At 71.3% G+C, this 25,981-nt stretch carries 22 protein-coding genes; 20 read left to right on the forward strand and 2 right to left on the reverse strand.

Annotated features, from left to right (window positions below; genetic code table 11):
* The first annotated feature begins 198 nt into the window (after nucleotides 1-198).
* The 8 genes from nrfD (LPT13_RS04910) (at nucleotide 199) to ychF (ending at nucleotide 10,027) form a co-directional block, all read left to right on the forward strand.
* The gene (nrfD, locus tag LPT13_RS04910) at nucleotides 199-1,104 is read left to right on the forward strand and encodes an NrfD/PsrC family molybdoenzyme membrane anchor subunit (RefSeq protein WP_242164100.1); all 906 of its coding nucleotides are present in this window, start codon (nucleotides 199-201) and stop codon (nucleotides 1,102-1,104) included.
* A 21-nt stretch (nucleotides 1,105-1,125) separates the two neighbouring features.
* Nucleotides 1,126-1,524, forward strand: coding sequence for a GntR family transcriptional regulator (locus LPT13_RS04915; RefSeq protein WP_242164102.1), 399 nt, complete (start codon nucleotides 1,126-1,128; stop codon nucleotides 1,522-1,524).
* Nucleotides 1,525-1,533: 9 nt separating this feature from the next.
* Nucleotides 1,534-2,463, forward strand: coding sequence for a slipin family protein (locus LPT13_RS04920; RefSeq protein ID WP_242164104.1), 930 nt, complete (start codon nucleotides 1,534-1,536; stop codon nucleotides 2,461-2,463).
* A gap of 324 nt (nucleotides 2,464-2,787) precedes the next feature.
* Nucleotides 2,788-5,244, forward strand: a complete 2,457-nt coding sequence (locus LPT13_RS04925) for a molybdopterin-containing oxidoreductase family protein (protein WP_242164106.1) — start codon at nucleotides 2,788-2,790, stop codon at nucleotides 5,242-5,244.
* 10 nt (nucleotides 5,245-5,254) lie between these two features.
* Entirely contained in the window at nucleotides 5,255-5,875 is a 621-nt protein-coding gene (locus LPT13_RS04930) for a 4Fe-4S dicluster domain-containing protein (protein ID WP_242164108.1), read from the forward strand.
* 53 nt (nucleotides 5,876-5,928) lie between these two features.
* On the forward strand, nucleotides 5,929-7,197 hold the full coding sequence (gene nrfD / locus LPT13_RS04935) for an NrfD/PsrC family molybdoenzyme membrane anchor subunit (protein WP_242164110.1): 1,269 nt from the start codon (nucleotides 5,929-5,931) through the stop codon (nucleotides 7,195-7,197).
* Nucleotides 7,198-7,463: 266 nt separating this feature from the next.
* A complete protein-coding gene (locus tag LPT13_RS04940) occupies nucleotides 7,464-8,843 on the forward strand; it encodes a sodium-dependent transporter (protein WP_242164112.1) in 1,380 nt (459 codons plus the stop codon).
* Nucleotides 8,844-8,953: 110 nt separating this feature from the next.
* Nucleotides 8,954-10,027, forward strand: coding sequence for a redox-regulated ATPase YchF (gene ychF, locus LPT13_RS04945; RefSeq protein WP_242164114.1), 1,074 nt, complete (start codon nucleotides 8,954-8,956; stop codon nucleotides 10,025-10,027).
* Here the strand turns inward: ychF and LPT13_RS04950 are convergent.
* A complete protein-coding gene (locus LPT13_RS04950) occupies nucleotides 10,024-10,953 on the reverse strand; it encodes a DNA-binding protein (RefSeq protein ID WP_242164116.1) in 930 nt (309 codons plus the stop codon). The two genes, ychF and LPT13_RS04950, sit on opposite strands and share 4 nt — an antisense overlap.
* Before the next feature lie 245 nt (nucleotides 10,954-11,198).
* Between LPT13_RS04950 and LPT13_RS04955 the strand changes: the two genes are divergently transcribed.
* Entirely contained in the window at nucleotides 11,199-11,906 is a 708-nt protein-coding gene (locus tag LPT13_RS04955; protein WP_242164118.1) for a 7-cyano-7-deazaguanine synthase, read from the forward strand.
* Nucleotides 11,907-11,955: 49 nt separating this feature from the next.
* On the opposite strand, the gene LPT13_RS04960 is transcribed toward LPT13_RS04955, so the two are convergent.
* Nucleotides 11,956-13,302: a serpin family protein gene (locus tag LPT13_RS04960; RefSeq protein WP_242164120.1), complete on the reverse strand. Its 1,347-nt coding sequence runs from the start codon at nucleotides 13,300-13,302 to the stop codon at nucleotides 11,956-11,958.
* A gap of 244 nt (nucleotides 13,303-13,546) precedes the next feature.
* Here LPT13_RS04960 and gatC point away from each other — a divergent pair, with 244 nt between their 5' ends.
* The 11 genes from gatC (at nucleotide 13,547) to hisB (ending at nucleotide 25,969) form a co-directional block, all read left to right on the forward strand.
* Nucleotides 13,547-13,858, forward strand: a complete 312-nt coding sequence (gatC, locus tag LPT13_RS04965) for an Asp-tRNA(Asn)/Glu-tRNA(Gln) amidotransferase subunit GatC (protein ID WP_242164122.1) — start codon at nucleotides 13,547-13,549, stop codon at nucleotides 13,856-13,858.
* Entirely contained in the window at nucleotides 13,858-15,351 is a 1,494-nt protein-coding gene (gene gatA, locus LPT13_RS04970; protein WP_242164124.1) for an Asp-tRNA(Asn)/Glu-tRNA(Gln) amidotransferase subunit GatA, read from the forward strand. Before gatC ends, gatA begins: the two co-directional genes overlap by 1 nt.
* A gap of 2 nt (nucleotides 15,352-15,353) precedes the next feature.
* Nucleotides 15,354-16,955, forward strand: coding sequence for an Asp-tRNA(Asn)/Glu-tRNA(Gln) amidotransferase subunit GatB (gene gatB, locus LPT13_RS04975; RefSeq protein ID WP_242164126.1), 1,602 nt, complete (start codon nucleotides 15,354-15,356; stop codon nucleotides 16,953-16,955).
* Between the two features lie 186 nt (nucleotides 16,956-17,141).
* Nucleotides 17,142-17,426, forward strand: coding sequence for a holotricin-3 (locus LPT13_RS04980; protein ID WP_242164128.1), 285 nt, complete (start codon nucleotides 17,142-17,144; stop codon nucleotides 17,424-17,426).
* A gap of 187 nt (nucleotides 17,427-17,613) precedes the next feature.
* On the forward strand, nucleotides 17,614-17,988 hold the full coding sequence (locus LPT13_RS04985; RefSeq protein ID WP_242164130.1) for a MerR family transcriptional regulator: 375 nt from the start codon (nucleotides 17,614-17,616) through the stop codon (nucleotides 17,986-17,988).
* A 444-nt stretch (nucleotides 17,989-18,432) separates the two neighbouring features.
* A complete protein-coding gene (larB, locus tag LPT13_RS04990) occupies nucleotides 18,433-19,410 on the forward strand; it encodes a nickel pincer cofactor biosynthesis protein LarB (protein ID WP_242164132.1) in 978 nt (325 codons plus the stop codon).
* Between the two features lie 265 nt (nucleotides 19,411-19,675).
* Nucleotides 19,676-20,620, forward strand: a complete 945-nt coding sequence (larC, locus tag LPT13_RS04995; RefSeq protein ID WP_242164134.1) for a nickel pincer cofactor biosynthesis protein LarC — start codon at nucleotides 19,676-19,678, stop codon at nucleotides 20,618-20,620.
* 558 nt (nucleotides 20,621-21,178) lie between these two features.
* Entirely contained in the window at nucleotides 21,179-22,879 is a 1,701-nt protein-coding gene (gene hisG / locus LPT13_RS05000; RefSeq protein ID WP_242164136.1) for an ATP phosphoribosyltransferase, read from the forward strand.
* Nucleotides 22,880-22,974: 95 nt separating this feature from the next.
* The gene (gene hisD, locus LPT13_RS05005) at nucleotides 22,975-24,303 is read left to right on the forward strand and encodes a histidinol dehydrogenase (RefSeq protein ID WP_242164138.1); all 1,329 of its coding nucleotides are present in this window, start codon (nucleotides 22,975-22,977) and stop codon (nucleotides 24,301-24,303) included.
* Complete coding sequence (gene hisC, locus LPT13_RS05010; RefSeq protein ID WP_242164140.1) at nucleotides 24,300-25,379, forward strand: histidinol-phosphate transaminase; 1,080 nt, start codon at nucleotides 24,300-24,302, stop codon at nucleotides 25,377-25,379. Before hisD ends, hisC begins: the two co-directional genes overlap by 4 nt.
* A complete protein-coding gene (gene hisB, locus LPT13_RS05015; protein WP_242164142.1) occupies nucleotides 25,376-25,969 on the forward strand; it encodes an imidazoleglycerol-phosphate dehydratase HisB in 594 nt (197 codons plus the stop codon). Before hisC ends, hisB begins: the two co-directional genes overlap by 4 nt.
* The last annotated feature ends 12 nt before the right edge of the window (nucleotides 25,970-25,981 follow it).

Raw genomic sequence — 25,981 nt, forward strand, 5'->3', positions numbered from 1 at the left:
CGGGGCGGCTCCTTCGAGCTGCCCTCGGCAGGCGCCGGGGGCCTCGTGCGCGGCGGGCTGCCGCCGCCCCGGCGCGGGGACGGCGCGCCTTTGAACTACTCCGCTATGACAAAGATGCTACAATGGCCCGAAACGCCGGCGACGGGGACGCGCGGCGCCGGGCCGCGCGGCGGCGCCGGCGCGCGGGAGGGGAGGGGCGTGGTCTTCAGCGGCTTCATCGTGGGCTACCTCTTCCTGGCCGGCACCGGCGCGGGCGCGTTCGCCGTGGCCATGGGCGTGTGCGCCTGGGACGCGTGGCGCCCGACGCCGCGCGGCGAGGCCGTCGTGCGGGCCGTCCAGCCCGCGCTCGCCGCCGCGCCCGCGCTCGTCGTGGCCGGGGCGCTCATGCTCCTGGCCGACCTGGGCAGCCTCGAGGGCGCGGCGCGCGTGCTCGCCCAGCCGCCCCGCTCGGTCATGGCCGTCGGCGCGTGGCTCGTGGCCGTCCTCGCCCTGGCGAGCGGCGCCGCGGCCGCCTTGGGCGCGATGAGGCGCCCGGGCTCGCCGGCCCTGGCCCGGGGCTGCGCGCTCGTCGGCGTGGTTGCGGCCGCGGGGGTCATGGCCTACTCGGCGCTGCTGCTCTCCGACGCGGTGGCCGTCGACTTCTGGCGCACGCCGTGGCTCGTGGCGCTGTTCGTCGCCTCGTCACTGTCGTGCGGCGCGGCGCTCGTCGTGGCCGGGGCGGTGCTCGTGCCCCCGCGCGGCCTGGACGCCCGGGCCCGCGAGGCGGCCGCGGACGCCCTCTGGCGGCTCGCCGGGGCGCTCGCCTGCGTCGAGCTGGCGGTCCTTGCGCTATTCTTGGCGAGCCGCGGCCTTTCCACGGAGTGGGCCCGCGCCTCGTGCGCGCTGCTCCTGACCGGCGAGCTCGCCGGCGCCTTCTGGGGCGGCGTGGTGGGGGCGGGCGGCGTCGTGCCGCTGGGGCTGCACCTCGCGGCGGGGCGCCTCGGCGGGGCCCGGTCGGGCTGGATGCTCGCGTCGGCCGCGGGCGTGCTGGCCGGCGGGCTGGCGCTGCGCTGGTGCGTCATCGCGGCGGCGGTCGTGGCGCCCCTTACCCTGACCATGGTATGAGAGAGGACGGATAGGCGCGTTTTGGCAGACCAGGGCAACGTCATACACATGACCATCGACGAGGACAGCGGCATCCCCATCTGGCTGCAGCTGCGCAACCGCCTCATCTACCTCATCACGTCCGGCGCCTTCGCGCCCGGCGACAAGCTGCCCACCATGCGCCAGCTCGCCGTCGACCTGGGCATCAACTACAACACCGTCAGCCGCGTCTACCAGGACATCGAGCGCGACGGCTACATCATATCCCAGCGCGGGCGCGGCACCTTCGCCCACGACGGCTATCTCAAGCAGGAGCTGGCCGCGGGCAGCGCCGCCGAGTCGCTGGCCGACGCGTTCATCCTGCAGTGCCGCGAGCTCGGCGTGCCGCGGGAGGACATCGCGAAGCTGGTGGAGGGCCGCCTGCGGGCGGCGGAGAGATAGGAGGGCGCCATGGGGTTCAGCCTGAGGGGCCGCGCTTCCGCGGCCGACGCGGTGCCGCGGCCGGTGGAGGCCACCGAGGTGACCGACAACGAGGCCACGCGCGTGGGCGTCTACCTGTTCGCGCTGGCGCTGTTCGCCGTGGGCGCCGGCATCGTCACGGCCGCGTGGGCGGCCGCGGCCGGCTCGGTGGACGTGCTGACGGCCGTCGTGGCGGTGGCCGTCGGGCTGCTGGCGGCCGCCACCGTGCGCGTCGCGCCCCAGTGGGAGCGCGTCGCCATCCTGCGTCTGGGCCGCTTCAGCCGCATCGCGGGGCCCGGCCCCTACGTGGTGGTGCCCTTCGTCGACTACGCGGCCATGCACATCGACCACCGCATCATGAACTCGTCCTTCTCGGCCGAGGCGGCGCTCACCGCCGACCTCGTGCCCGTGGACGTGGACGCCATCCTGTTCTGGATGGTGTGGGACGCCAAGAAGGCCTGCCTGGAGGTGGAGAACTACCCCAAGGCGGTGCTGCGCAGCGCCCAGACGGCCATGCGCGACGCCATCGGCCAGGTGAACCTGGCCGACCTGTCCCTGCGCCGCCGGCAGATCGACCGCGAGCTGCAGGAGGTCATGGGCGCCAAGTGCGAGGAGTGGGGCGTCACGGTGATGTCGGTGGAGATCCGCGACGTGAAGGTGCCGCCCGAGCTGGAGGACGCGCTGTCCAAGGAGGCCCAGGCTGAGCGCGAGCGCAACGCCCGCACCATCCTGGCCGAGGTGGAGAAGGACATCTCCGAGATGTTCGTGGAGGCGGCCGAGGTCTACGAGCGCAAGCCCGTCGCCATGAAGCTGCGCGCCATGAACCTGGCTTACGAGGGCGCCCGCGAGGGCAAGGGCATCCTGCTGGCCCCCAGCGGCCTGGCCGACGGCTTCGACCTGGGCAAGATCCTGGAGGACTAGGCGCCGCGGGCGAGGGGGGGCGGCGTGCGCCCCGTCGCTCAGACGGCCCTCGCCACGCCCGCTACCACAACCCCGCCGTCTTTCGCGTTCGCCGCGCTCGCTACCACAGCCCCGTCGCCTTTCGCGGCGGGGCTTTTATTTCGTCACAAAAACGTCAAAAAATGATTGCATTGAACTAATTAACTATGATAATATCACGCCATCAGGATCGGCCATCCAAGGGAGAGACTCAGGGGGAGAGCAGCCGATCGGACGCGGGCGACGGCCCGGCGCCCGCCCTCCAGGAGGGAAATGGCGGCCTCCGCCACCAGGCAAGGAGGAGAAATGTCCGAAATGAACGTGCCGCAGCGCGGGATATCGCGCCGCAGCTTCCTCAAGGCGACGGGCGCGCTGGCCGGCGCGGCGGCCGTGGCGGGCGCCGCGACGCCGTCGCTCACGGCGCTCGCGGCCGAGGACGGCGCGGCGGGCGCGGGCGGCGAGGTCGTCGGCTACGGCGTCTGCCGCTCGAACTGCATGCAGTCCTGCCGCTACAAGGCCCACGTGCGCGACGGCAAGCTCGTCAAGCTCACCCCGGCCGAGTACGGCGAGGACCTCTACCGGGGCAGCTGCCTGCGCGGCATGTCCTACCAGCACCGCATCTACAGCCCCGAGCGCATCAAGTACCCGATGCGCCGCGTGGAGGGCACTGAGCGCGGCGCCGGTGAGTGGGAGCGCATCAGCTGGGACGAGGCCATCAGCGACATCGCCTCGCACTTCCAGGCCATCATCGACGAGTACGGCCCCAAGGCCATCGCCTTCGACTTCGGCACCGGCAACTACGGCGAGATCCAGGGCCAGACGGGCATCTTCAACCGCCTGGGCGGCATGCTCGGCGTGTCTAAGCCCGCGGGCATGAACGACCTGTCCACCGGCTACGGCATCGACCGCGTGCTGGGCACCGGGCTCATGTACTTCGCCAACGAGGCCAAGAGCGTGCTCGACTCCTCCCACATCTTCATCTGGGGCTCCAACCCCGTGCACTCCACGCCGCAGAACTGGCGCTGGATGCAGCGCGCCAAGGAGCAGGGCACCAAGATCATCACCATCGACCCGGTGAAGTCGGCCACGGCGCACAAGTCCGACGAGTACTTCGCCATCAAGCCCACCACCGACGGCTACCTGGCGCTGGCCATGGCCAACTACATCATCGAGAACGGCCTGCAGGACGACGACTTCATCGCCAAGCGCTCGACGGCGGCGTTCCTCGTGCGCGACGACACCGGCATGCTGCTCCACAAGAGCGCCTTCGAGGCCGTGGCCGAGGGCGAGGACGACCCCGTCTTCGTGTGGGACGAGGCCGCCGGCGCGGCCGCCCTCCACGGCAGCGCCGCGAGCCCCGCGCTCGAGGGCCGCTTCGAGGTGCAGGGTATTCCCGTGACCACCTCCTACACGCTGCTCAAGGAGCGCCTGGCCGACTACACCGTGGCCGACGCGGCGCGCGTGTGCGGCATGGATGAGGACGACATCGTCTACCTGGCCCGCGAGCTGGCCGGGGCCAAGGCGGCCTCGGTCAACATCTCCTTCGGCATGGACCACTACTACAACGGCTACCAGTCCTGCTGGGCCATCGCCATCCTGCTGGCCCTCACCGGCCAGGTCGGCCGCGACGGCGCCGGCTTCACGGGCATCTTCCTCAACACGGCGCTTGCGCTGAACACCAAGGGCCTGTGGGCCGCCAAGGGCTTCAAGGGCATGGCGACCACCTTCCCCATGACCATGCTGCACGAGGTCGTCGAGACCCAGCAGCTCAACGGCCAGCCCTACCCGATGAAGGCCCTCGTCTCCATCATCTCCAACTCGGTGAGCAACTGGCCGGCGCAGAACAACTACCTGAACAAGATCATCCCCAACCTCGACTTCATCCTGGCGATGGACATGGAGATGACCGACACCGCGCGCCACGCCGACATCGTGCTGCCCACCGCGTCGTTCTACGAGAACGAGGACTTCCGCAAGGCGCATAACCTGCCCTACATCGTGCACCAGGACAAGGTGATCGAGCCGCTCTACGAGGCCAAGGACGACGTGGAGATCGCCGGCCTGATCGGCCGCGCCCTCGGCCTGGCCGACGCCTTCCCCGAGAGCGCCACCTTCGACACCTACGCCAACGCCCTGCTCAAGAGCGAGGCCTGCGAGAAGGCGAACGTCACCCTCGAGCGCCTGCGCGCGGAGGGCTACATCGACCTGACGGTGCTACCGGGCAAGCCGGGCATCGTCGGCCGCGCGAAGTTCCCCACCAAGTCGGGCCTGGCGCAGCTCTACACCGAGACGCCGGCGCCGCGCGTGAGCTACGGCCAGGACGTGAAGGCGCGCTTCGCCAAGGAGCACCTGGTGTACTACCAGGAGTCGGCCGAGGTGTCCGAGAACAGCGAGGCGGCCAAGAAGTTCCCCATCGTGTTCTACCAGGAGCACTCGCGCTGGCGCACCCACTCCCAGTGGTTCAACTCGCCGCTGCTCAAGGAGCTCGACCCCAAGCCGGTCTTCAAGATCAGCGCGGCCGACGCCGCCGAGCGCGGCATCGCGTCGGGGGACGTCGTGGAGGTGTTCAACGACCGCGGCCACATGGTGGTCGAGTGCGTCATCGACCCGAGCCTGCCGGCCGGCGTGAGCCGGATGCCGAAGGGCTGGCAGCGCGACCAGTTCATCGAGGGCGGCTATCAGGAGCTGACCTACCCCGTCCACGACGAGTGGTCGGTCGCCTTCAATTTCTACGACACCCGCGTCGACGTCCGCAAGAAGTAGGGGGAGAGCCATGCATTACGGATTCGCCATTGACCAACAGCGCTGCATCGGGTGCCATACCTGCGCAGTGGCCTGCAAGATAGAGAACAACCTGCCCGACGAGATGTGGTGGAACCGCATCCTCACCGACGGCGGGGCCGAGATGGACATCCCCGCCGGGGAGTTCCCGAACTCGACCATCGAGTACGTGCCGGTCAACTGCCAGCACTGCGCCAATCCCGCCTGCGTCAAGGTGTGCCCCGTGGGCGCCACCTACCAGGATCCCGAGACGGGGATCGTCCGCCAGGACGCGGACAAGTGCATCGGCTGCCGCATGTGCGTCGCCGCCTGCCCCTACACCGGCGTGCGCTCCTTCAACTGGGAGGAGCCCCAGTTCATGCTGGGCATGGATCTCGGCGACGCCGACGCGCCCAAGCACCAGAAGCACACGGTGGAGAAGTGCACCATGTGTTGGCACCGCGTGGCGAAGGGGGAGGAGCCGGCCTGCGTCGAGGCCTGCCCCGGCCGCGCCCGCATCTGGGGCGACCTGGACGACCCCGAGAGCGACGTCGCGAAGCTCGTCGCGAGCCGCAGCAAGAAGCAGCTTTTGCCCGAGAAGGGCACCAACCCGTCCGTGTACTACCTCGTGTAACCCCCTCGCGCGCGCCGCTGCCGAGCGGCGCGCCTTCTCCGAAGGAGATAACCATGTCTGATATCAACAACGGCGTCGGCGTCATCGACGACGACTTCAACCCGGCCGCGGCGCCGAAGGCCCGCGAGGCCGCGGGCGCCCGGGCGGCCGCCTGGGGCGGGAAGGGCCTCGCCGTCGGCATCGGCGTGAGCGCCCTGATCGCGGCGGTCGGCATCGTGCTCTGGGTCATGCAGCTCTCGGGCGGCATGGTGCAGACCGCCATGAGGAACCTCGACTCCTGGGGCCTCTACATCACGATGTTCATGTTCTTCGTGGGGCTCTCCGCCGGCGGACTCATCATCAGCTCCGTGCCCAAGGCCTTCGGGATCAGGGGCTTCGGCGGGATCTCCAAGGTGGCCGTGATGAGCTCCATCGCGGCGACCGTGGCCGCCATCGCGTTCGTGGTGGTGGACCTGGGCCAGCCCCTGCGCCTGTGGGAGCTCTTCGCGTACTCCAACCTGGGCTCGCCGCTGATGTGGGACATCATCGTGCTGGGCACCTACCTGATACTGTCCTGCGTGTACCTCTGGGCGCAGGTGCAGAACGAGAAGGGCAAGGTGTCCCACACGGCCCTGCGCGTGATCTCGGTCGTGGCCCTCGTGTGCGCCGTGCTCGTGCACTCGGTGACCGCCTGGATCTTCGGGCTGCAGCAGGGCCGCGAGATGTGGCACACGGCGCTGCTGGCCCCGTGGTTCGTGAGCTCCGCGCTCGTGTGCGGCACCGGCCTCGTGCTGGCCGTCTGCGCCGGGCTGTCGAGGGCCGGCTACATCGAGTTCGGGCGCGACAGCCAGGTCAAGCTCGCCAAGCTCCTCGCCGTGTTCGTGCTCGTCGACCTGTACTTCTTCGGCTGCGACCTCTTGACCGAGGCCTTCCCGGCCGCGGGCGGCATGGAGGTCGTCGCGATGCTCACGTCCGGCCCGCTCGCGCCCTTCTTCTGGGGCGAGATAGTGCTCTGCGCCGTGGCCGCGGTCATCTGCCTGGTGCCCTCCCTGCGCACGACCCCGCTGCTCGTCGTGGCCTCGGTGGCCGCGATCCTCGCCATCCTCTGCAAGCGCGTGCAGCTCCTCGTCGGCGGCTTCCAGCTGACGAACCTGGACCTCGCCGGCCCCGTCACCCCCGCCACCGTCACCGGCTGGGAGTCCGGCCTCCAGGGCGCCTATACGGGCATGGTCTACTGGCCGGCCCCCATCGAGTGGGGCGTGGCGCTCGGCGTGGTCGCCCTCGGCGTCATGATCTTCCTGCTCGGCGTCAAGTACCTGCCCCTGCGCCCGAAGCAGGACTAGCCCACTTCGCGGGGCGTGCGGGGACATCCCCTCTCTGACATGCGTCCTCGCGCGCCCCTCTTCTCCTTCCTTGGATGCGCCCGCCCCGTGCGGGCGCATCCGTGTCCGGGGCCTCCGCTCGCGGACGGTCTGGGCGGCCGCTCGAAGTCTTCGCCCCGCGCGCGGCGGACGCGCTTATAATCACCCGGTTAGCGATTGATCGTCTCGACGGGGTTCGAGGGCGCGAGGAGGCGCCGGCCCGTCGGGGAGCTTGAGAAGGGGATGCTATGACGACGAAGTCTCCCGCCCGCGCCAGCTGGTCTGGCAAGTGGGCGTTCATCTTGGCGGCGGCCGCCTCGGCCGTCGGCCTGGGCAACATGTGGCGCTTCCCGTACCTCGCGGCGAAGTACGGCGGCGGCACCTTCCTGCTCACCTACATGGTGCTCGTGTTCACGTTCGGCGTGTCGCTGCTGCTGCTCGAGACGGCGCTCGGCCGCAAGACGGGGCAGTCGGCCATCGGCGCCTTCAAGAGCTTCGGCAAGAAGTACGCCTTCATCGGCGTGCTCGCGTCGGCGGTGCCGTTCATCATCACGCCGTACTACTGCATCATCGGCGGCTGGGTGACCAAGTACACGGCGGCCTACCTCGTGAACGGCCCGGCGGCCCTGGCCGACGGCGGCGACTTCTTCGGCGCCTTCATCACGTCCAACGTGGAGAGCTACATCTGGATGCTCGTGTTCATGGCCATCGTGTTCATCGTCGTGGCCCTGGGCGTGAAGGGCGGCATCGAGAAGGCCAACCTCTTCATGATGCCCGCGCTCATCGTCATGGCCATCGGTATCGCCCTCTACACGCTCACCATGCCGGGCGCCATCGACGGCGCGCTGTACTACCTGACGCCGGACTTCAGCAAGTTCTCGCCCGAGCTGGTCATCAGCGCGCTGGGGCAGATGTTCTACAGCCTGTCGCTGGCCATGGGCATCATGATCACCTACGGCTCCTACATGCGCAAGCAGGACAGCCTCACCTCCTCGGTGGTGCGCATCGGCGGCTTCGACCTGGGCGTGTCGTTCATCGCCGGCCTGCTCATCGTGTCCGCGGCCTTCGTGGCCATGGGCTCGGGCGACGCCGTGGCCGCCAAGGCGGGCCCGTCGCTCATGTTCGTGACGCTGCCCACCGTGTTCGTCGACATGGGCGGCATGGCCACCATCATCGGCTTCCTCTTCTTCCTGCTGGTGCTGTTCGCGGCCCTCACGAGCGCCATCTCGCTCACCGAGACGCTCGTGTCCATCGTGCAGGACGGCATGGGATGCGCCCGCGGCAAGGCCCTCGGCATCGTGATCGCCTTCGTGGTCATCGCCGGCGCGCTGGTGAACGCGGGCTACAACGGGCTGTCGTTCATCGAGCCCCTGGGCCCGGGCAGCTCGCTGCTCGACCTGGCCGACTTCTTCTCGAACTCGGTGCTCATGCCCATCGTGGCGCTGCTCACCTGCGTGTTCGTCGGCTGGATCATCAAGCCCAAGGCCATCATCGACGAGGTGCGCGTGTCCTCGAAGTTCGCGCTGTCGGGCGCCTGGACCGTCATGATCAAGTACATCGCGCCGGTGCTGGTGATCGTCATCCTGGTGGCCTACGTGGCCGCGCAGTTCGGCTTCTTCAGCATGTAGCGCCGCCGCGCTCGTTCGTTTTCCCTGGGGAGGGGCGTCTCATCGGGCGCCCTTCCCTCGTTTTGCGGTAGGATGCCTCCTACCATCCCATCCCGACCGGAGGAACTCCCATGGCACTCTCAATCGGCATCGTCGGGCTGCCCAACGTGGGCAAGTCCACCCTGTTCACCGCGCTCACCAACAAGGGCGGCCTGGCGGCCAACTACCCGTTCGCCACCATCGAGCCCAACGTCGGCATCGTGCCGGTGCCCGACGCGCGCCTCGACGCGCTGGCGGCCATCGACCACCCGGCCAAGATCGTCCCGGCGACGGTGGAGTTCGTGGACATCGCGGGGCTCGTGGCCGGCGCCAGCCAGGGGGAGGGCCTCGGCAACCAGTTCCTCGCCAACATCCGCGAGACCGACGCCATCGCCGAGGTCGTGCGCTTCTTCGCCGACCCGGACGTCACCCACGTGGCCGGCAAGGTCGACCCGCTCTCGGACGTGGACACCATCAAGACCGAGCTCATCCTGGCCGACATCGCCACGCTGGAGAAGGCGATCCCGCGGCTCGAGAAGGAGGCTAAGCGCGACAAGGCCGGCGCCGCCAAGCTCGAGGCGGCCAAGAAGGCGCTCGCGGGCCTGAACGAGGGGCACCGCGCCCGGACGCTCGGCCTTTCCGAGGACGAGCAGGCGGCGCTCTACGACCTGCACCTGCTGACCATGAAGCCCATGCTCTACATCGCCAACGTCGACGAGGACGCCGTGGACGCCGAGCTGCCCGAGATCGACGGCTGCACGCCGGTGCCCATCTCGGCGAAGGTGGAGGCCGACATCGCCGAGCTGGCCGAGATGGACCCGGCCGAGGCGCGCGAGTACCTCGAGGCGCTGGGGCTGCCCGAGAGCGGCCTGGCCCGCCTCATCCGCGAGGCGTACCGCCTGCTCGGGCTCCAGAGCTACTTCACTTCCGGCGAGACCGAGACGCGCGCCTGGACCATCCCCGTGGGCGCGAAGGCCCCCCAGGCGGCCGGCGTCATCCACACCGACTTCGAGCGCGGCTTCATCAAGGCCGAGACGGCCGCCTACGACGACTACGTGGCCCTCGGCGGCGAGAAGGGCTGCCGCGACGCGGGCAAGCTGCGCCAGGAGGGCAAGGACTACGTCGTCCAAGACGGCGACGTCATGCACTTCAAGTTCAACGTCTAGCGCGGCTCGAGGAGGGAGATGACCTCCTTCATCCGCTCGGCCTCGTATCGGCCGACGATCTCGATCATCGGCGCGGCGTCGCCGTCGCGGTAGAAGCTGTCGAAGGCGTCGTAGTAGCGCCGGCGGTCGGCGTACTTCACGTTCACGGGCAGAAGGCCCGCGCGCATCAGCTGGAGGTTCATGAGGAGCCGGCCCGTGCGCCCGTTGCCGTCGATGAAGGGGTGGATGCCCTCGAACTCCAGGTGGAAGCGGGCGACGCGCTCGATGGGATGCATCGCCTTCGCGCGCCCGGCGTCGCGGCGAAGGAGCCCGGCGACCTCCTCCTCGATGAGGTGGGGTGCGGTCGGCTCGGCGAAGGCACCCATGATCGTGACGGGTATCGTGCGGAACGAGCCGCGATCCTCGGGGCGGTCGGCGAGCACGAGCGCGTGGATGGAGCGGATGTCGTGGGCCGAGAGCGCCCGGCCGTCGCCGACGATGGACTCGACGAACGCGAACGCGTCGCGCTGCCCGATCGCCTCCAGGTGATCCCTCAGCGGCTTCTGGTCGATGGTGATGCCTTGGAGCGCGAGGGCCGTCTCGCGCAGCGTGAGGGTGTTGCCCTCGATGGCGTTCGAGTTGTAGGCGAAGTCTATGAGGAACTCGTCGCGCAGCCGCTCCGCCTCGCCGGCGGTGAGGGGCCGTGCGGCGTCCAGGCGGGCGCGGAGCGTGTCGACGAGCGCGAAGAGGGAGGCCTGCCCGGCTGGGGCCGACCTCGTCCAGGCGCGCCGGCCGTCCGGCGGCATTGTCGCGTCCTCGGGAACCAGGTAGAGGTTTCCCCGTCGCGTCGCGCCCGCTATCTTCCCCTCGCTGCACCAGAGGCGCACGGTGCGCGGCGTGACGCCCCAGCGCCGCGCGGCCTCGGATGCCTTGATGAATTCCGCCATCGATTGCACCTGCCTCAAAATGGGAAATATACCTTCATATAGTAAGACACTTAATAGTATTTTTCCCATTTTACTCGATAGGGGAAGGGAATGGGAAAACCGATGGCGAATGCGCGAAGGTCTGCGGCGTTCAGGGAAGGGCGGAAAACCGCGCCCTGTTGTGCGAGAATGATGCGGTTGAATTTCCGATGATGCGACTCGGGCAGCGCCTGAGATGGCGGGGCGCTCGAGAGGGAGGGGCGGACGTGGCGGGGGATCGCGAGGCGCGGCTGGCGGCGGACGGGCCGGATGTAGGGGAGGGGCAGCGGCTCGGAGCTGAGCCGCTCGAGGCGTTCCTCGCGCGGACGCCGCGGCTGGCGGTGGCGTTCTCGGGCGGCTGCGACTCGGCCTACCTGCTGGCGGCCGCCCGCGCGGCGGGGTGCGAGGTGCGCGCCTACCGCGTGGACACCGCCTTCCAGCCCGCCTTCGAGCGCGACGACGCCGCGCGCGTGGCCGCGGCCCTCGGCGTGCCGCTCACGACCATCCCGCTCGACGTGCTGGCCTGCGATGACGTGGCCGCCAACCCGCCCGATCGCTGCTACCGCTGCAAGAGGCTCATCTTCGACGCCATCCGCGCCCAGGTCGAGCGCGACGCGGCCGCGGGCCTGTGGGGAGACGCCGGTGCGGCCGTCCCGATCGCGGACGGCACGAACGGCTCGGACGACCCGGCCCGGCGTCCCGGCTTCCGGGCGCTGGCCGAGCGCGGGGTCGTCTCGCCTCTGCGCCGCGCCGGCCTCGCGAAGGCCGACGTGCGCGCCGCCGCCCGCGCCCTCGCCGCGCGCGAGGGCGCCGACTCCGACGCGCTCCTGGCCGCCAAGCCGAGCTTCCCCTGCCTGGCCGTCTTCGTCGGCGAGGGCGCGCCCCTCACGCCCGCCTCCCTCGCCGAGGCCGCCCGCGCCCGCGGCCTGGCCTGACCGTCCGCCTGCCTCCTGCGTGCTAGGGGGGCGTCTCGCGTCTGGGGCGCTACTCCATGCCGTCCATGATGCCGATGAAGACGGGGACGTTGGTCTCGTTGTCGATGATGAGGTAGGCGAAGGGGCGGTCGAGGCGCACCTCCTTGGGCTCGGCGCTCGGCCGGGCGCTCGTCACCCGGATGCCCACCGAGGTGGCGGCCGCGGCGCGGGTGCCGCTCTCGTCGACGGCCGCGAAGGCGCGGTGGTTCACCTCGCTGATGCACAGGCCCCCGTCGGCGCTGATGCCGGTGAAGTCGGCGCCGTCGCCGAAGGCGTCGGGCATCCCCATCGCGGCCAGCACGCCCGACAGCTCGATGCCGCAGCTGTCCTCGAACTTGGGCATGAGCGCGCGCACCTCGTCGAAGGAGGCGTCGCGCAGAAGCCCGCGCAGCTCCGAGCCGCTCAGCGACGCGAGCAGCTCGCCGGGCGTCGTCCCCTCGGCCGGCAGCAGGGCGGCCAGCGCGTAGCGGCCGTCGGCATAGGGCTTGATGAAGCCGGTGGCGCCGGCTCCCTCGAGGTAGAGCCCCTCGTTCGAGGCCATCAGCGGCAGCGTCTGGGCGGTGCCGTCGCCGCGGGTGAAGGTGTCGTCGGCCACCTGCGACTCCTCGTAGGGGGTCTCCCACGCGCCGTCGAAGGCCACGGCGTTGACCAGGTACATCATCGACTGCGGCCCCACCACGTCGACGATGCGGTCGATCATGCCGTCGGTGTTCTCGTCCACCCAGCCGTTGATGGCGTCGGCGGTGCCCCCGTCGAAGGGCTCCTGGAAGATAGCGGCGTCATAGTAGTTGACGCAGTCCTGGAGGAAGGGCCGCTCGACGGCGAGCCCCTCGCGGATCCACACGGAGTCGGCCAGGCGCAGGGCCGGGCCGGCCGCCTCGCCGTCGGCATCCCCGTCCGCGGCGCCCTCCGCGTCGGGGCCGAGGGTGGCGGCGAAGGCGTGGAGCGCCTCGTTGAGGTCGCTCACGGGCAGGCCGAGCACGTCCTCCATCTGGGCGAGGGTGTCGCCCCGCGCGCCGTTGGCCGTCATGGCCAGAGCGTACTCCACCGACACGGGCGACAGGAGCGCGCCGCCCTGGCCGCCCTGGGCGGCGTAGGCCTCGTTGAAGAGCGTGAGCGAGAAGTCGGTGAGCGCGTCGGCCTGGGCCTCGGTGAGCTCGTCGGCGGCGACCACCTGGTCGGGCTCGAGGCCGGCGGTGAGGCTCGTCGCGGACGCGGGCGCGCCCGCCCCGCCGCCGGAGGGCGCCTCGGTGGCCGGGCCGCCGGCCGCGCAGCCGGCGAGGACGACGGGCAGCGCCAGCGCGCACGCGGCGGCGCCGGCGCGGGCGAGCGGGGAGGGGTGGGGGGTGCGGGCCATGGATGCCTCCTTCGGGTTCCTTCGAAGCGGATGGCTCATCCTACCACGGCGCGCCCGCCCCGCCGCCCCGCGCCGGCGCCGCCGTTGCCGTCCCGCAGGGCGGCCGCCGCCCGCCTGATCCGCAGGTCCCGCGCCCCAGGCGCCCGGCAGCCCCGCCTCCCCGCGGCAACGCCGCCGGCGCCCTGCGCGCGCCTTTGCTATCATAAGCAGGTTGAATCCGACGACGAAAGCGGGGCAGCTCCCTATGACCCAACACCTCACCGAGCACGACGTGCGCGGCATCGCCGAGTACACGCGCATCGGGCTCACGGCCGAGGAGGTCGTCGCCATGACGGCCGACCTCAACGCCATCATCGACAGCCTCTCGCCCATCACCGAGTACGATCTGGACGGCGTCGAGCCCACCTTCCACCCCATCGGCGACCTCTCCAACGTCATGCGCGACGACGTGGAGCGCGCCGGCTTCACCCAGGAGACGGCGCTCATGAACGCGCCGCGGCAGGAGGACGGCAGCTTCCTCATCCCGTCCATCCTCGGCGAGGGGGGTGACCGCTGATGGCCGCGACGTTCGGGGAGATGTCCGTCCGCCAGATCCAGGCGGGCCTGGCCGCGCGCGAGTTCTCCGCCGCCGAGGTGGCCCGCGCCACGCTCGAGCGCATCGGCGCGGCCGACGAGGCGGTGCACGCCTTCCTCCAGGTGACCGAGGACCTGGCCCTCGCGGCGGCATCGCGCGTCGACGCGGCCGCGGCCGAGGGGCGCCTGGCCGAGCTGGGGCCGCTCGCCGGCGTGCCCGTGGGCTACAAGGACAACATGAACCTGACGGGCACGCGCACCACCTGCTCGTCGAACATGCTGCGCGACTACGTGTCGCCCTACACGGCCACCTGCGTGCAGCGCACCCTCGACGCCGGCGCGCTGCCCATCGGCAAGCTGAACATGGACGAGTTCGCCTTCGGCTCCTCCACCGAGACGTCCGCCTTCGGGCCCACGCGCAACCCGTGGGACCTCGGGCGCGTGCCGGGCGGGAGCTCGGGCGGCAGCGCGGCCGCCGTGGCCGCGGGTCTCGTGCCGGTGACGCTCGGGTCGGACACGGGCGGGTCCATCCGCCAGCCCGGCTCCTTCTGCGGCATCGTGGCCGTCAAGCCCACCTACGGCGTGGTCTCGCGCTACGGCGTGGTGGCCTTCGGCAGCTCGCTCGACCAGGTGGGCCCCTTCGCCCGCTCGGTCGAGGACGCTGCGCTCGCCCTGAACGCCATCGCCGGCCGCGACGAGCTGGACTGCACGAGCCAGCCGTGCGACGTGGACTTCACGGCCAACCTGGCCGAGGGGGCCGCCGGCCTGCGCGTGGGCGTCGTCCCCGCCTTCATGGAGGCCGCGGGCCTCACGGCCGAGGTGCGCGCCAAGGTGGAGGAGGCCGCCTCGGCACTCGAGGCCGCCGGCGCCGTCCTCGTCGACGTGGAGCTGCCCCACGCCCAGGCCGCCATGAGCGCCTACTACGTGCTGGGACCGTGCGAGGCGTTCTCCAACCTCGCCCGCTTCGACAGCGTGCGCTACGGCTACTGCGACCCGGGCCACGCCGATCTGGGCAGCCAGTACGAGGCCAGCCGCGAGCGCGGCTTCGGCCCCGAGGCGCGCCGCCGCATCATGCTCGGCAGCTACCTTCTGTCCGCGGGCGTCTACGACACCTACTACTACCCGGCCCAGCAGGTGCGCACCCTCATCACGCGTGACTACCTGGACGCCTTCGAGAAGGTCGACGTGATCCTGGCCCCCGTGGCGCCGCGCACCGCCTTCAAGTTCGGCGAGATCGGCGACCCGACCGAGATGTACCTGTCGGACATGTTCACCATCTCCATCAACATCGCGGGCAACGGCGGCATGTCCATGCCGGTGGGCCTGGGCGCCGACACGGGGATGCCCGTGGGCGTGCAGCTCATCGCGCCGCCCTTCCGCGACGCCAACATGCTGCGGGCGGCCGCGGCCCTCGAGCAGGTCTTCGGGCCGGCGCCGGTGGCGCCCGCCTTCGCCGACGGAAAGGCGGGTGAGTAGCCGTGAGGAAGCTGGAAGAGGTCCTGCGCGACTGGGAGGCCGTCATCGGCCTGGAGATCCACGCCGAGCTGACCACGCTCAACACCAAGATGTTCTGCGGCTGCAAGCTGGAGTTCGGCGCCGACCCCAACACCCACACGTGCCCCGTGTGCCTGGGGCTGCCCGGCGCGCTGCCCGTGCCCAACCGCGCCGCCATCGAGTCCATCGTGCTGGCGGGCCTGGCCACCAACTGCGACATCGAGAAGCACTCGATGTTCTACCGCAAGAACTACATGTACCCCGACATGGCCAAGAACTTCCAGACCACCCAGGGGCCCGTCGCCTTCTGCATGCGCGGGCACCTCGACCTGGACGTGGACGGCCCGGCGGCGGGCGAGCGCATCGACCTGGACGGCCTGGCGGCGGGCGAGTCGCGCGGCAACGTCACCCGCACCGAGGACGGCTACGTGGCGCACGTGGGCATCACGCGCATCCACATGGAGGAGGACGCGGGCAAGATGGTGCACCTCGGCGGCGGCGAGGGCCGCATCGCCGGGGCCACCCACTCGCTCGTGGACTACAACCGCGCCGGCACCCCGCTCATCGAGCTGGTGACCGAGCCCGACCTGCGCACGCCCGAGGAGGCGCGCCTGTTCATGCAGAAGCTGCGCCAGATCTACCTGGCCATCGGCATCTCCGACTGCTCGATGGAGGAGGGGTCGCTGCGCTGCGACGGCAACGTGTCGCTGCGCCGCCGCGGCACGACGGGCCTGGGCACCAAGACCGAGCTCAAGAACATGAACTCGTTCAAGAACCTGCACGACGGGCTGGCCTACGAGATCTGCCGCCAGGCCGAGGTGCTCGAGGAGGGCGGCGTCATCTACCAGGAGACGCGCCACTGGGATCCCACGGCCAAGCGAACCATCGTCATGCGCGTGAAGGAGACGGCCGACGACTACCGCCTGTTCCCCGAGCCCGACCTGGCGCCCTATGACCTGACCGACGAGTTCATCGAGGGCGTGCGCGCCAAGCTGCCCGAGCTGCCGCACGAGAAGGCGGTCCGCTACGCCGCGGCGTTCGGGCTCTCGGCCTACGACGCGCGCCACCTGGTGGAGCACCGCGCCACGGCCGACTTCTTCGACGCGTGCATGGCCCTGGCCGACGCCGGGAAGGACGGCGCCGCGTTCGCCAAGCCGCTCGCGAACCTCGTCATCAACGACGTGACCGGCTACGTGAACACCCACGACGGCTCCGACGGCGCGCCCGCGGGCTTCGACGGGGTGTTCGCACGCCTCACGCCCGCCCGCGCGCTCGAGCTGGTGGGGCTGGTGGCCGACGACGCCATCTCGTCCAAGCAGGCCAAGGAGGTCTTCGCCGCGGTGATCGCCGACGACGCCGACCCGGCGGCCGTGGTGGAGGAGCGCGGCATGCGCCAGGTGTCCGACGCCGGCGCCATCGAGGCCGTGGTCGACGAGGTGCTGGCGGCCAACCCCGACAAGGTGGAGCAGTACCGCGGCGGGAAGACCGGCCTCATCGGGTTCTTCGTGGGCCAGTGCATGAAGAAGACCCAGGGCCAGGGCAACCCCAAGGTCATCAACGAGCTGCTCGCCGAGAAGCTGGGGTAGGGCGGTCCGCAGGCGGGGGCGTCGCCGCGGGGCGTGCGCCCCTCCCGCCTTTCTGGAGCGGGCGCGGCGCGGCCCGTAACGGTTGGGCCACGGAAGCGCGCCCTCGGCATCGATGAGCCTTTCGGTGATAGCATGGGCCGAAAGACCGCGCCGAGGGCGCTTCTTCACGCAGAGGGGGTCTCAACCATGGCAAGCGATTCCGGCGGCCGTCGCGCCGGCGACTGGACCCACAAGGGCCAGCGCACCCACGAGAAGGCGAACACCATCGTCAAGGGCCCGGGGGCCAAGCGCTGGTACGAGGACAACTTCTGGATCATCTTTCTGCTGGTGGTCTTCTGGCCGGTGGGCCTCGTGCTCATGTGGCGGTCGGACTGGCACGTGGCGGTGAAGGTGGTCGTGTCCGTCGTGCTGGCCGGCGTGGTGCTCCTGTCGTTCTCGATGTGGTCGGCCGTCCAGGCGTCCATGGCCTAGGTCCGTGCGGCCCGCCGGCGCCGCGCACGGGCCCCTCGGGCCGCACGCACCGCGGGAACCGGGCCATACGCGGGCCTTTCCCGAGGAATTTAGACTGTCAAACTTGACATGAAGTTAACTCTATGTGGTGTAATAGGGATGCCCCTCGGGGCCGGTTTCACTTGCACTACAAGGAGCACTGCGCACTATGAAGATCGCTGAAGTAAGCAAACGCTACGGGATCTCCGCCGACACGCTTCGCTATTACGAGCGCATCGGCATCCTCCAGGGAATACCGCGCAATGCCAGCGGCATTCGCGACTACAACGAGGCGAACTGCAAGACGGTCGAGTTCGTCAAATGCATGCGCGACGCGGGCATGTCCATCGAGGCCCTCACCGAGTACATGGACCTGTTCTACCGCGGCGACGAGACCATGGAGCGCCGCAAGGCCATCCTGCAGAACCAGCGCGAGGACATCCGGCGCCGCATCGTCGAGCTCGAGGACGCGCTCTCGCGCCTCGACTACAAGATCGACCACTATGAGGACGTCATGGAGCACGAGCGCGACATCCTGAAGTAGCGCTGCTTCGCCATGAGCGACCGCCGCCCCGCGGGCCCCTCGGCCCGCGGGGCGGCTTGCGTTGCGGCGCGCTTGGCCGCGGCCGTGGGCGCGCGATCGGGCAGCGGGCGCGGCCGGGCGATGGGCGGGTGCGGATGCGTGATGGGCGCGGGTGCGGACGCGCGTTGCACGCTGGAGGGCGTTTCATATCCATTTCGGCGAGTTTCCCGAGGCTTGCGGGCGTATCTTCGCCTTCAAGCTTCCGGATGCCCCGGCGTTTTCCCAGGTCGGCTTAAAATGCTGGCCGGCGAAGGGGGCGTAAGGGCGCTTTTTCGCGCTTGGAGGCTCGGAAAACTCGCCGAAATGGATATGAGTCGGCTTTTTCTTGACTTGGATCCTGCTTCAAGTGATGTAATGTGGGGCCGTGTCGCGCGCAGGGCGCGAGGCGGATGACCGAGGAGAGGAGTGCCGGTGGACGAGGCCGAGCTGAGACGGCTCCTGGAGGCCATGGCGGCGGGGGAGACCCCCGTCGAGGAGGCGCTGGCCCGCTGCAAGACGGCGCCCTTCGCCGATTTGGGCTACGCGAAGGTGGACACCCACCGCGGCGTGCGCCAGGGCGTGGCCGAGGTGGTCTACGGCGAGGGCAAGACGGCCGCCCAGGTGGCGGGCATCTGCCAGGCGCTGCGCGTGTCCGGCCAGCCCCGGGTGCTCGTCACGCGCCTGGACGCCGAGAAGGCCGCCGCCGTGGCGGACGCCCTGGCCGCGGGCTGCGTGGGGACGAGCGATGCGGACGTCTTCGCCGGCGCGTTGCTCGCGGAGGCGCGCGCCATGGGTGCGGGCGCGGGGGCGGATGTCGCGGGCGGCGAGCGCGCGGGCACAGCGCCCGACGCTGGCGCGGGCGCGGCGGCGCCAGCCGCGGGCGGCGGGGCTGCGGCTGGCGTGGGCGGCGCAGGCGTGAGCGTGGCGGCGCCGGGCGCGGGGGCGTGGCGCTACTTCCCCGAGGCGCGGCTGGGCGTCGTGGGCGGCATGCCCGCGCCCGACGGCGCGGGCGAGGTGGTCATCGCGGCCGCCGGCACGAGCGACCTGCCCGTCGCCGAGGAGGCGGCGCTCACCGCGGAGTTCCTCGGCAACCGCGTCACGCGCCTCTACGACGTGGGCGTCGCCGGCATCCACCGGCTGCTCGCCCACGGCGACGTGCTCGCCCGGGCCCGCGTGGTCGTGGCCGTGGCGGGCATGGAGGGCGCGCTCGCCTCGGTGGTGGGCGGTCTGGTGTCGTGCCCGGTCATCGCCGTGCCCACGAGCGTCGGCTACGGCGTCTCGTTCGGCGGCGTGACGGCGCTTCTGGCCATGCTCAACTCCTGCGCGAGCGGCGTGTCGGTGGTCAACATCGACAACGGCTTCGGCGCTGCCTACCAGGCGAGCCTCATCAACCACCTGCGATGAGGCGGCAGGCCGGGCGCGGCGCGGCAGGCCGCGCCCGGTACCAGCGTGCCGTGCCGCGGGCCGCGCAGCAGCGAGCATATGCGTCGCGCTGACGTTCGCGTGCCGCACCGCGCGCCGTGCGGGCGGCGGCGAGGCCCTAGTCGAGCGTGCGAAAATGTTTCACGTGAAACATTCGTATGGAGAAGCGGTGGATGACGGGGAATGTTTTACGTGAAACATTTGTTTTGAGATTAGCCCGGGAGCGGGCGGAAGGGAAGCGTGCGGAATGGGCGAGATGCTGTACCTGGAGTGCGCGTCGGGCATCAGCGGGGACATGGCGGTGGCGGCGCTCATCGACGCGGGCGCCAGCGAGCAGGCCGTGCGCGCGGCCTGCGCGAGCCTTCCCGTCGAGGGCTTCGAGCTGCGTATCGGCCGCGTCGCGAAGTCGGGCCTCGACGTGTGCGACTTCGACGTCGTCCTCGACGCCGCCCACGACAACCACGACCACGACCTCGCCTACCTCCACGGCCACGACCATTCCCGCGCCGACGCCCCCGCGGGCGCCTCGCATCCCCACGGGCACACCCCTGCCGATTCCGCCCCTGACGGCCACGCGCATCCCCATTCGCGTCCGCACGCCGACCCCGTCTCCGGCGCGTCCGACGCCCACGCGCATGACGCGCACCCCCACGCGCACCCCCACGAGCGCCGGGGCATGGCCGAGATCGCGGCCATCCTGGAGGCGGCGAGCCTCACCGACGGCGCCCGTGAGCGCGCCCTGCGCATCTTCGGGATCATCGCCGAGGCCGAGGCCGAGGCCCATGGCGTGCCCGTCGCCGAGGTCCACTTCCACGAGGTGGGCGCCGTCGACTCCATCGTCGACATCGTGGCCGCGGCCGTCGCCCTCGACGATTTGGCGTCGCAGGGGATCGAGGACGTCGTCGTGGAGGAGCTCGTCGAGGGCCGCGGCACCATCCGCTGCCAGCACGGGATCATCCCCGTGCCGGCGCCGGCCGTCGTGAACATCGCGCGGGCCGCGCGCCTGCCGCTGCGCCTGGCCGCCGTCGAGGGCGAGCTCGTCACCCCCACCGGCGCCGCCATCGCGGCCGCAGCGCGCACGCGCACGCGCCTGCCCGAGCGCTTCACCGTCCGCCGCGTGGGCATGGGCGCCGGCAAACGCGCCTACGAAACCGCCGGCATCCTGCGCGCCCTCGTCATCGAGGAGGCCTAGCGCCCGCTCCCCGCCTCCTGCCGCGCGTTGCGCCGCCCGGCTTCGTGGCGTTCCGGTTCCCGTCCCCCCACGTCGCTCCGGCCGGCTTCGCGGCGTCTCGCCCCTGACGCGGGCATCGGCGCCGTGCCCGCCTCCCGCGGCGCGTCGGAGGGCTTCGCGGCGACTGCGCCCGGCGCCCTCGTTCGCGCCGGAGTCGCCGTGCGCGTGGGGGGGCTCGTCCGTGGACAAAAAGGCGCGATTTCACTTTCGGGTGGACAAAAACCGGCGATCTCGCATCCCGAAACGCGACAGAACGGCGAGATCGCCGGTTTTCGTCCCGATTTTGGACGAAAAGGCGCGATCTCGCAGATTCGCGATGCGAGATCGCCGATTTTTGTCCAACAACGGACTTTTCATTGCTTTATTACTCTACTGTGCTAAAGTATGCGAAGCGAAGACGGCGGCCACATGTGCGCGGGCGTCGTCGGCGTTATTTGCGGGCATTCGGCCGATTGGGCGCGACGGGGCGCCCGCGGACGGGTACCATGGGACGGCTACGACACGAGGAGAGGAAGGCCCTTGAGCATCGTCACCCCATCTGGATTCCGCGACGTGCTCGCGGAGGAGGCCGCGGCGCGCGAGGCCATCACCCGCGCGGTGCAGGACCTCTTCGCGTCGCGCGGCTACGTGCCCGTCGAGACGCCGACCCTGGAGGTCATGGGCGTGCTCGAAGCGGGCGGCCGCGTCCCCGCCACGCCCTTCAAGTTCTTCGACTCCCGCGGCGACCTCCTGGCCATGCGCCCCGACGTCACCCTCCAGGTGGCCCGCATGGGCGCCACGCGCCTGGCTGCCGAGCCGGGGCCGCTGCGCCTGCGCTACACCCAGCGCGTCTTCCGCGAGGCCGACTCCGACGCCCGCGAGGGAGCGCGCGAGCTCACCCAGATGGGCGTCGAGTGCCTGGGGGAGGAGGGGCCGGCGGCCGACGCCGAGATCATCGGCTTGTTCTCCGAGGCGCTCGCCACCGCCGGCGTCGAGGAGTTCTCGCTGGCCGTGGCCACGGTGGCGCCGCTGCGGGCCCTGCTCGACCGCTCGGGCGCGCCCGAGGCGTGGAAGGCGGCCGTGCTCGACGCGTACCACGCCTCCAACTTCGTGGAGCTCGACCGGCTGACCGACGTGGCCGACCCGGCGCTGGCCGGCCTGGCCGCGGGCACGGCGCCGGCCTACGCCGCGGCCATCCGAGCGCTGCCGCGCATCCGCGGCGGCCGCGACGCCATCGAGGCGGCGCGTGCCCTCACCGCGCCGCTCGGCTGCGCCGGGGGCCTCGACGACTTCGAGCGCACCTACGAGCTGCTCGCCGCCGCCGGTGACGGCGCGCGTCGCGTGCTCGTGGACTTCTCGGCCATGAGCTCGTTCGACTACTACACCGGCATCGTGTTCGCCGCCTACTCGCCGCGCCTGGGCACCCCGCTCGGCTCGGGCGGCCGCTACGACCGCCTGGCCGCCGCCTTCGGGGCCGACCGCCCCGCCGCCGGCTTCGCCTTCTACCTGGAGCAGGCCATGGCGGCCGCCGCCGACGGCGACGCGCCCGCCGCGCGCCCGCTGCGCGTCGCCGTGCCCAAGGGGGCGCTCAACGCCGACGCCATCGACGCGCTCGCCGCCGCGGGCCTCGATGTGACGGGCCTGGCCGACCCGGGCCGCGCGCTCGTGGTGTCCAACCCCGGCGTCGACTACATCATCGTGCGGCCCTCCGACGCGCCGGCCTTCGTGGCCCTGGGCGCGGCGGACTGCGGCATCTGCGGGAAGGACTCGCTTCTGGAGGCGGCCCCCGACGTGGTGGAGCTGGCCGACCTCCGGTTCGGCGCGTGCCGCTTCGTCGTGGCCGAGCCCGTCGGCGCGGCCGAGGCGGTGGCCGAGCGCTACCGGCGCCTCGGGTCCATCCGCGTGGCCACCAAGTACCCGCGCATCACCCGCGCCCACTACGCGCGCACCGGCGTCCAGGTGGAGATCGTCTACCTCCACGGCAACATCGAGCTGGCGCCGCTCACGGGCCTGGCCGAGCGCATCGTCGATATCACGGCCACCGGCACCACCCTGCGCGAGAACAGCCTGGAGGTGGTGGAGGAGGTGCTCGGGTCCACGGCGCGCTTTTTCGCCAACCCCTGCGCCTTCCGCACCGACGACCGCATCACGGCGCTGGCCCAGGCGCTCGCCGACCACGCCGCCACCGCCGACTACGCCCCCATACCCGGCTCGTCCCAGCCTGGCGGCCCCGCCAGCTGAGGTACCCGGAGCCCTGCTCCCGCCCCGTCCGGGCCCGCGCCCACCGCGCGCCCGCACACCCCGCCCGCCGACACCCCAACGAAGGAGAGAACCCCATGCGTCGCGTCATCCTAAGCAGTGAAGAGGCCCTCACCCGCGCCGACCTCAACCGCACCGGCGCCTTCAACGCCCAGGCCCTCGAGGCCGCCACGGCCATCGTCGAGGACGTGCGCCAGCGCGGCGACGCGGCCCTGCGCGAGCTGACCGCGCGCTTCGACGGCGTGGAGGTGACCGACTTCCGCGTGCCCCAGTCCGCCATCGACGAGGCGGAGCAGCGGGTCGACCCGGAGGTGCTGGCCGCCCTGCGCCAGGCCGCCGCGCAGATCCGCGAGTTCCACGAGCGCCAGGTGCAGCAGAGCTGGTTCTTCGCCCGCGAGGACGGCGCCATCGTCGGCGCGAAGGTGACCCCGCTCGAGTCCGTGGGCGTCTACGCGCCGGGCGGGCGGGCCCTCTACCCCTCGTCGCTGCTGATGAACGCCCTGCCGGCCCAGGTGGCCGGCGTCGAGCGCATCGTCTGCGTCACGCCCCCGGCCGCCGACGGCACGCTCGACGCCGCGATGCTGGCCGCCTGCAAGATCGCCGGCGTCACCGAGGTCTACACCGTGGGCGGCGCCCAGGCGGTGGCGGCGCTCGCCTACGGCACCGAGACCATCGCGCCGGTCGACAAGGTCACCGGCCCGGGCAACGCCTTCGTGGCGGCTGCCAAGAAGATCGTGTCGGGTGATGTGGGCATCGACATGATCGCCGGCCCGTCGGAGGTGTGCGTCGTGGCCGACGAGACGGCCGACCCGGCGCTCGTGGCCATCGACCTCATGGCCCAGGCCGAGCACGACCCGCTGGCCGCCTGCTACCTGGTCACGTTCTCCGAGGCCTACGCCGACGAGGTGGAGGCCGCCATCGGGCGCCACATGGCCGCCTCGACCCGCGCCGACATCACGACGGCGTCCCTGCGCGACCAGGGCCTCATCGTCATCTGCCAGACGCTCGGCCAGGCCGTCGACGCCGTCAACGTCATCGCCCCGGAGCACCTGGAGCTGCACCTGGCCGGCGCCATGGACCTGGTGGGGTCCATCCGCAACGCCGGCGCCATCTTCCTGGGCGAGTGGACGCCCGAGGCCGTCGGCGACTACGTGGCCGGCCCCAACCACACGCTGCCCACCGGCGGGACCGCCCGCTACGCGTCGCCTCTGTCCGTCGACGAGTTCGTGAAGAAGTCGTCCATCATCCAGTACACGCCGCGCGCGCTCGCCCGCGATGCCCGCGCCATCGTGTCCATCGCGCGCCACGAGGGGCTGTGGGCCCACGCCGAGTCCGTCGCCCAGCGCCTGGAGCTCCTGGACGAGGCGGGGATGGACGGCGTGCCGAAGGCGGGGGAGCTCCGATGAGCGGGGTGCGCGCCGCCGCGCCGCAGCTGGCCGGCCTCGAGCCCTACGACCCCAAGTACCTGCCGGCCGAGGCGTTCCTGTCGGCCAACGAGAACCCGACCGACGTGGACGCCGCCCTGCGCGCCGAGATCGTCCGCGAGATCCGCAAGACGGCCCTCAACCGCTACCCCGACCCGCTCGCCAACGACCTGCGCGACCTCATCGCCGAGGCCAACGGGCTCGACCGCGACCAGGTGCTCGTGGGCAACGGCGGCGACGAGCTCCTCTTCGACCTGGCGCTCGCCTGGGGCGGGCCCGGCCGCACGTTTCTGAACCTGCCGCCCACGTTCTCGGTCTACGAGGCCAACGCGCGGCTCACCAACACGGCCGTGGCCGAGGTGCCGCGCCGCGCCGACTTCTCCATCGACGAGGAGGCGGTGCTCGCGCGCGTGGCCGCCGGCGACATCGACTTCGCCATCGTCACGAGCCCCAACAACCCCACCGGCGAGCGCGCGCCCGAGGACTTCGTCGTGCGGCTGCTCGAGGCCACCGACGCCCTCGTCATGGTGGACGAGGCCTACTTCGAGTTCTCGCGCCGCACCATGCGCCCCTACCTCGAGTCCCACGAGAACCTGATCATCCTGCGCACGTTCTCCAAGGCGTTCTCGCTGGCCGGCGTGCGCGTGGGCTACGTGATGGGCTCGCCGGGCGTCATCCGCGAGCTCGTGAAGGTGCGCCAGCCCTACTCGGTCGACGCGCTGTCCCAGGCCGTGGCCCGGGTGGTCTTCGCCAACCGCGCCTCCTTCGAGCCGGGCATCGCCGCCATCATCGAGGAGCGGGCGCGCCTCACCGACGCCCTGCGCACCCTGCCGGGCGTCACCCCGTTCCCCTCCGACGCCAACTACGTGCTCTTCCGGATGGACGCCGCCGACGAGGCGTGGGCCCACCTCTACGAGCGGGGCATCCTCGTGCGCGACTTCAGCCACGCGCCGGGCCTGGAGGGATGCCTGCGGGCCACCGTGGGGACGCCGGATCAGAACGACGCGCTCGTGGCCGGGCTGCGCGATTTCGTCATGGGAAGGTGTGATCTGCGATGAGCGATCGGACGGCGCGCGTGGCGCGCGCGACCAGGGAGACGGACGTCACCGTGGAGGTGGCCCTCGACGGCATGGGGCGTGTGGACGCGGCCACGGGCGTCGGGTTCTTCGACCATATGCTCGACGCGCTGGGGCGCCACGGCCTGCTCGACTTGACGGTGCGCGCCGCGGGCGACCTGCACGTGGACGCCCACCACACGGTGGAGGACGCGGGCATCGTCCTGGGCCAGGCGCTCGATGAGGCCCTCGGCGACAAGCGCGGCATCACCCGCTTCGGGTCGTGCGTGCTGCCCATGGACGAGGCGCTCGTGCTGGCGGCCGTGGACGTGTCGGGCCGCGGCCAGCTGCACTGGGACGTGGACCTGCCGTGCGCCCTGGTGGGCGACTTCGACGCGCAGCTCGCCAAGGAGTTCTTCATCGCGCTGGCGTCCAACGCGCGCATCACCCTGCATGTGCGCGAGCTGGCCGGCGAGAACGCCCACCACGTGATCGAGGCCTGCTTCAAGGCCGTCGGCCGCGCCCTGCGCCAGGCCGTCGAGCCCGACCCGCGCATGGCCGGCGAGCTGCCCACCACCAAGGGCGCGCTCTAGGGGGCGGGGGAG

This window comes from Adlercreutzia faecimuris (assembly GCF_022669055.1).
Classification (GTDB): Bacteria; Actinomycetota; Coriobacteriia; order Coriobacteriales; family Eggerthellaceae; genus Enterorhabdus; species Enterorhabdus faecimuris.

Bases quoted from the DNA above. Each gene is read 5' to 3' on its own strand.
- LPT13_RS04925 (WP_242164106.1), top strand. From the start codon at position 2,788: ATGTCCGAAATGAACGTGCCGCAGCGCGGGATATCGCGCCGCAGCTTC.
- LPT13_RS04960 (WP_242164120.1), bottom strand. From the start codon at position 13,302: ATGGCCCGCACCCCCCACCCCTCCCCGCTCGCCCGCGCCGGCGCCGCC.
- LPT13_RS04985 (WP_242164130.1), top strand. From the start codon at position 17,614: ATGAAGATCGCTGAAGTAAGCAAACGCTACGGGATCTCCGCCGACACG.
- gatC (WP_242164122.1), top strand. From the start codon at position 13,547: ATGACCCAACACCTCACCGAGCACGACGTGCGCGGCATCGCCGAGTAC.
- LPT13_RS04930 (WP_242164108.1), top strand. From the start codon at position 5,255: ATGCATTACGGATTCGCCATTGACCAACAGCGCTGCATCGGGTGCCAT.
- LPT13_RS04950 (WP_242164116.1), bottom strand. From the start codon at position 10,953: ATGGCGGAATTCATCAAGGCATCCGAGGCCGCGCGGCGCTGGGGCGTC.
- LPT13_RS04940 (WP_242164112.1), top strand. From the start codon at position 7,464: ATGACGACGAAGTCTCCCGCCCGCGCCAGCTGGTCTGGCAAGTGGGCG.
- larC (WP_242164134.1), top strand. From the start codon at position 19,676: ATGGGCGAGATGCTGTACCTGGAGTGCGCGTCGGGCATCAGCGGGGAC.
- LPT13_RS04920 (WP_242164104.1), top strand. From the start codon at position 1,534: ATGGGGTTCAGCCTGAGGGGCCGCGCTTCCGCGGCCGACGCGGTGCCG.
- hisD (WP_242164138.1), top strand. From the start codon at position 22,975: ATGCGTCGCGTCATCCTAAGCAGTGAAGAGGCCCTCACCCGCGCCGAC.
- gatA (WP_242164124.1), top strand. From the start codon at position 13,858: ATGGCCGCGACGTTCGGGGAGATGTCCGTCCGCCAGATCCAGGCGGGC.
- hisB (WP_242164142.1), top strand. From the start codon at position 25,376: ATGAGCGATCGGACGGCGCGCGTGGCGCGCGCGACCAGGGAGACGGAC.
- nrfD (WP_242164110.1), top strand. From the start codon at position 5,929: ATGTCTGATATCAACAACGGCGTCGGCGTCATCGACGACGACTTCAAC.
- hisC (WP_242164140.1), top strand. From the start codon at position 24,300: ATGAGCGGGGTGCGCGCCGCCGCGCCGCAGCTGGCCGGCCTCGAGCCC.
- ychF (WP_242164114.1), top strand. From the start codon at position 8,954: ATGGCACTCTCAATCGGCATCGTCGGGCTGCCCAACGTGGGCAAGTCC.
- LPT13_RS04980 (WP_242164128.1), top strand. From the start codon at position 17,142: ATGGCAAGCGATTCCGGCGGCCGTCGCGCCGGCGACTGGACCCACAAG.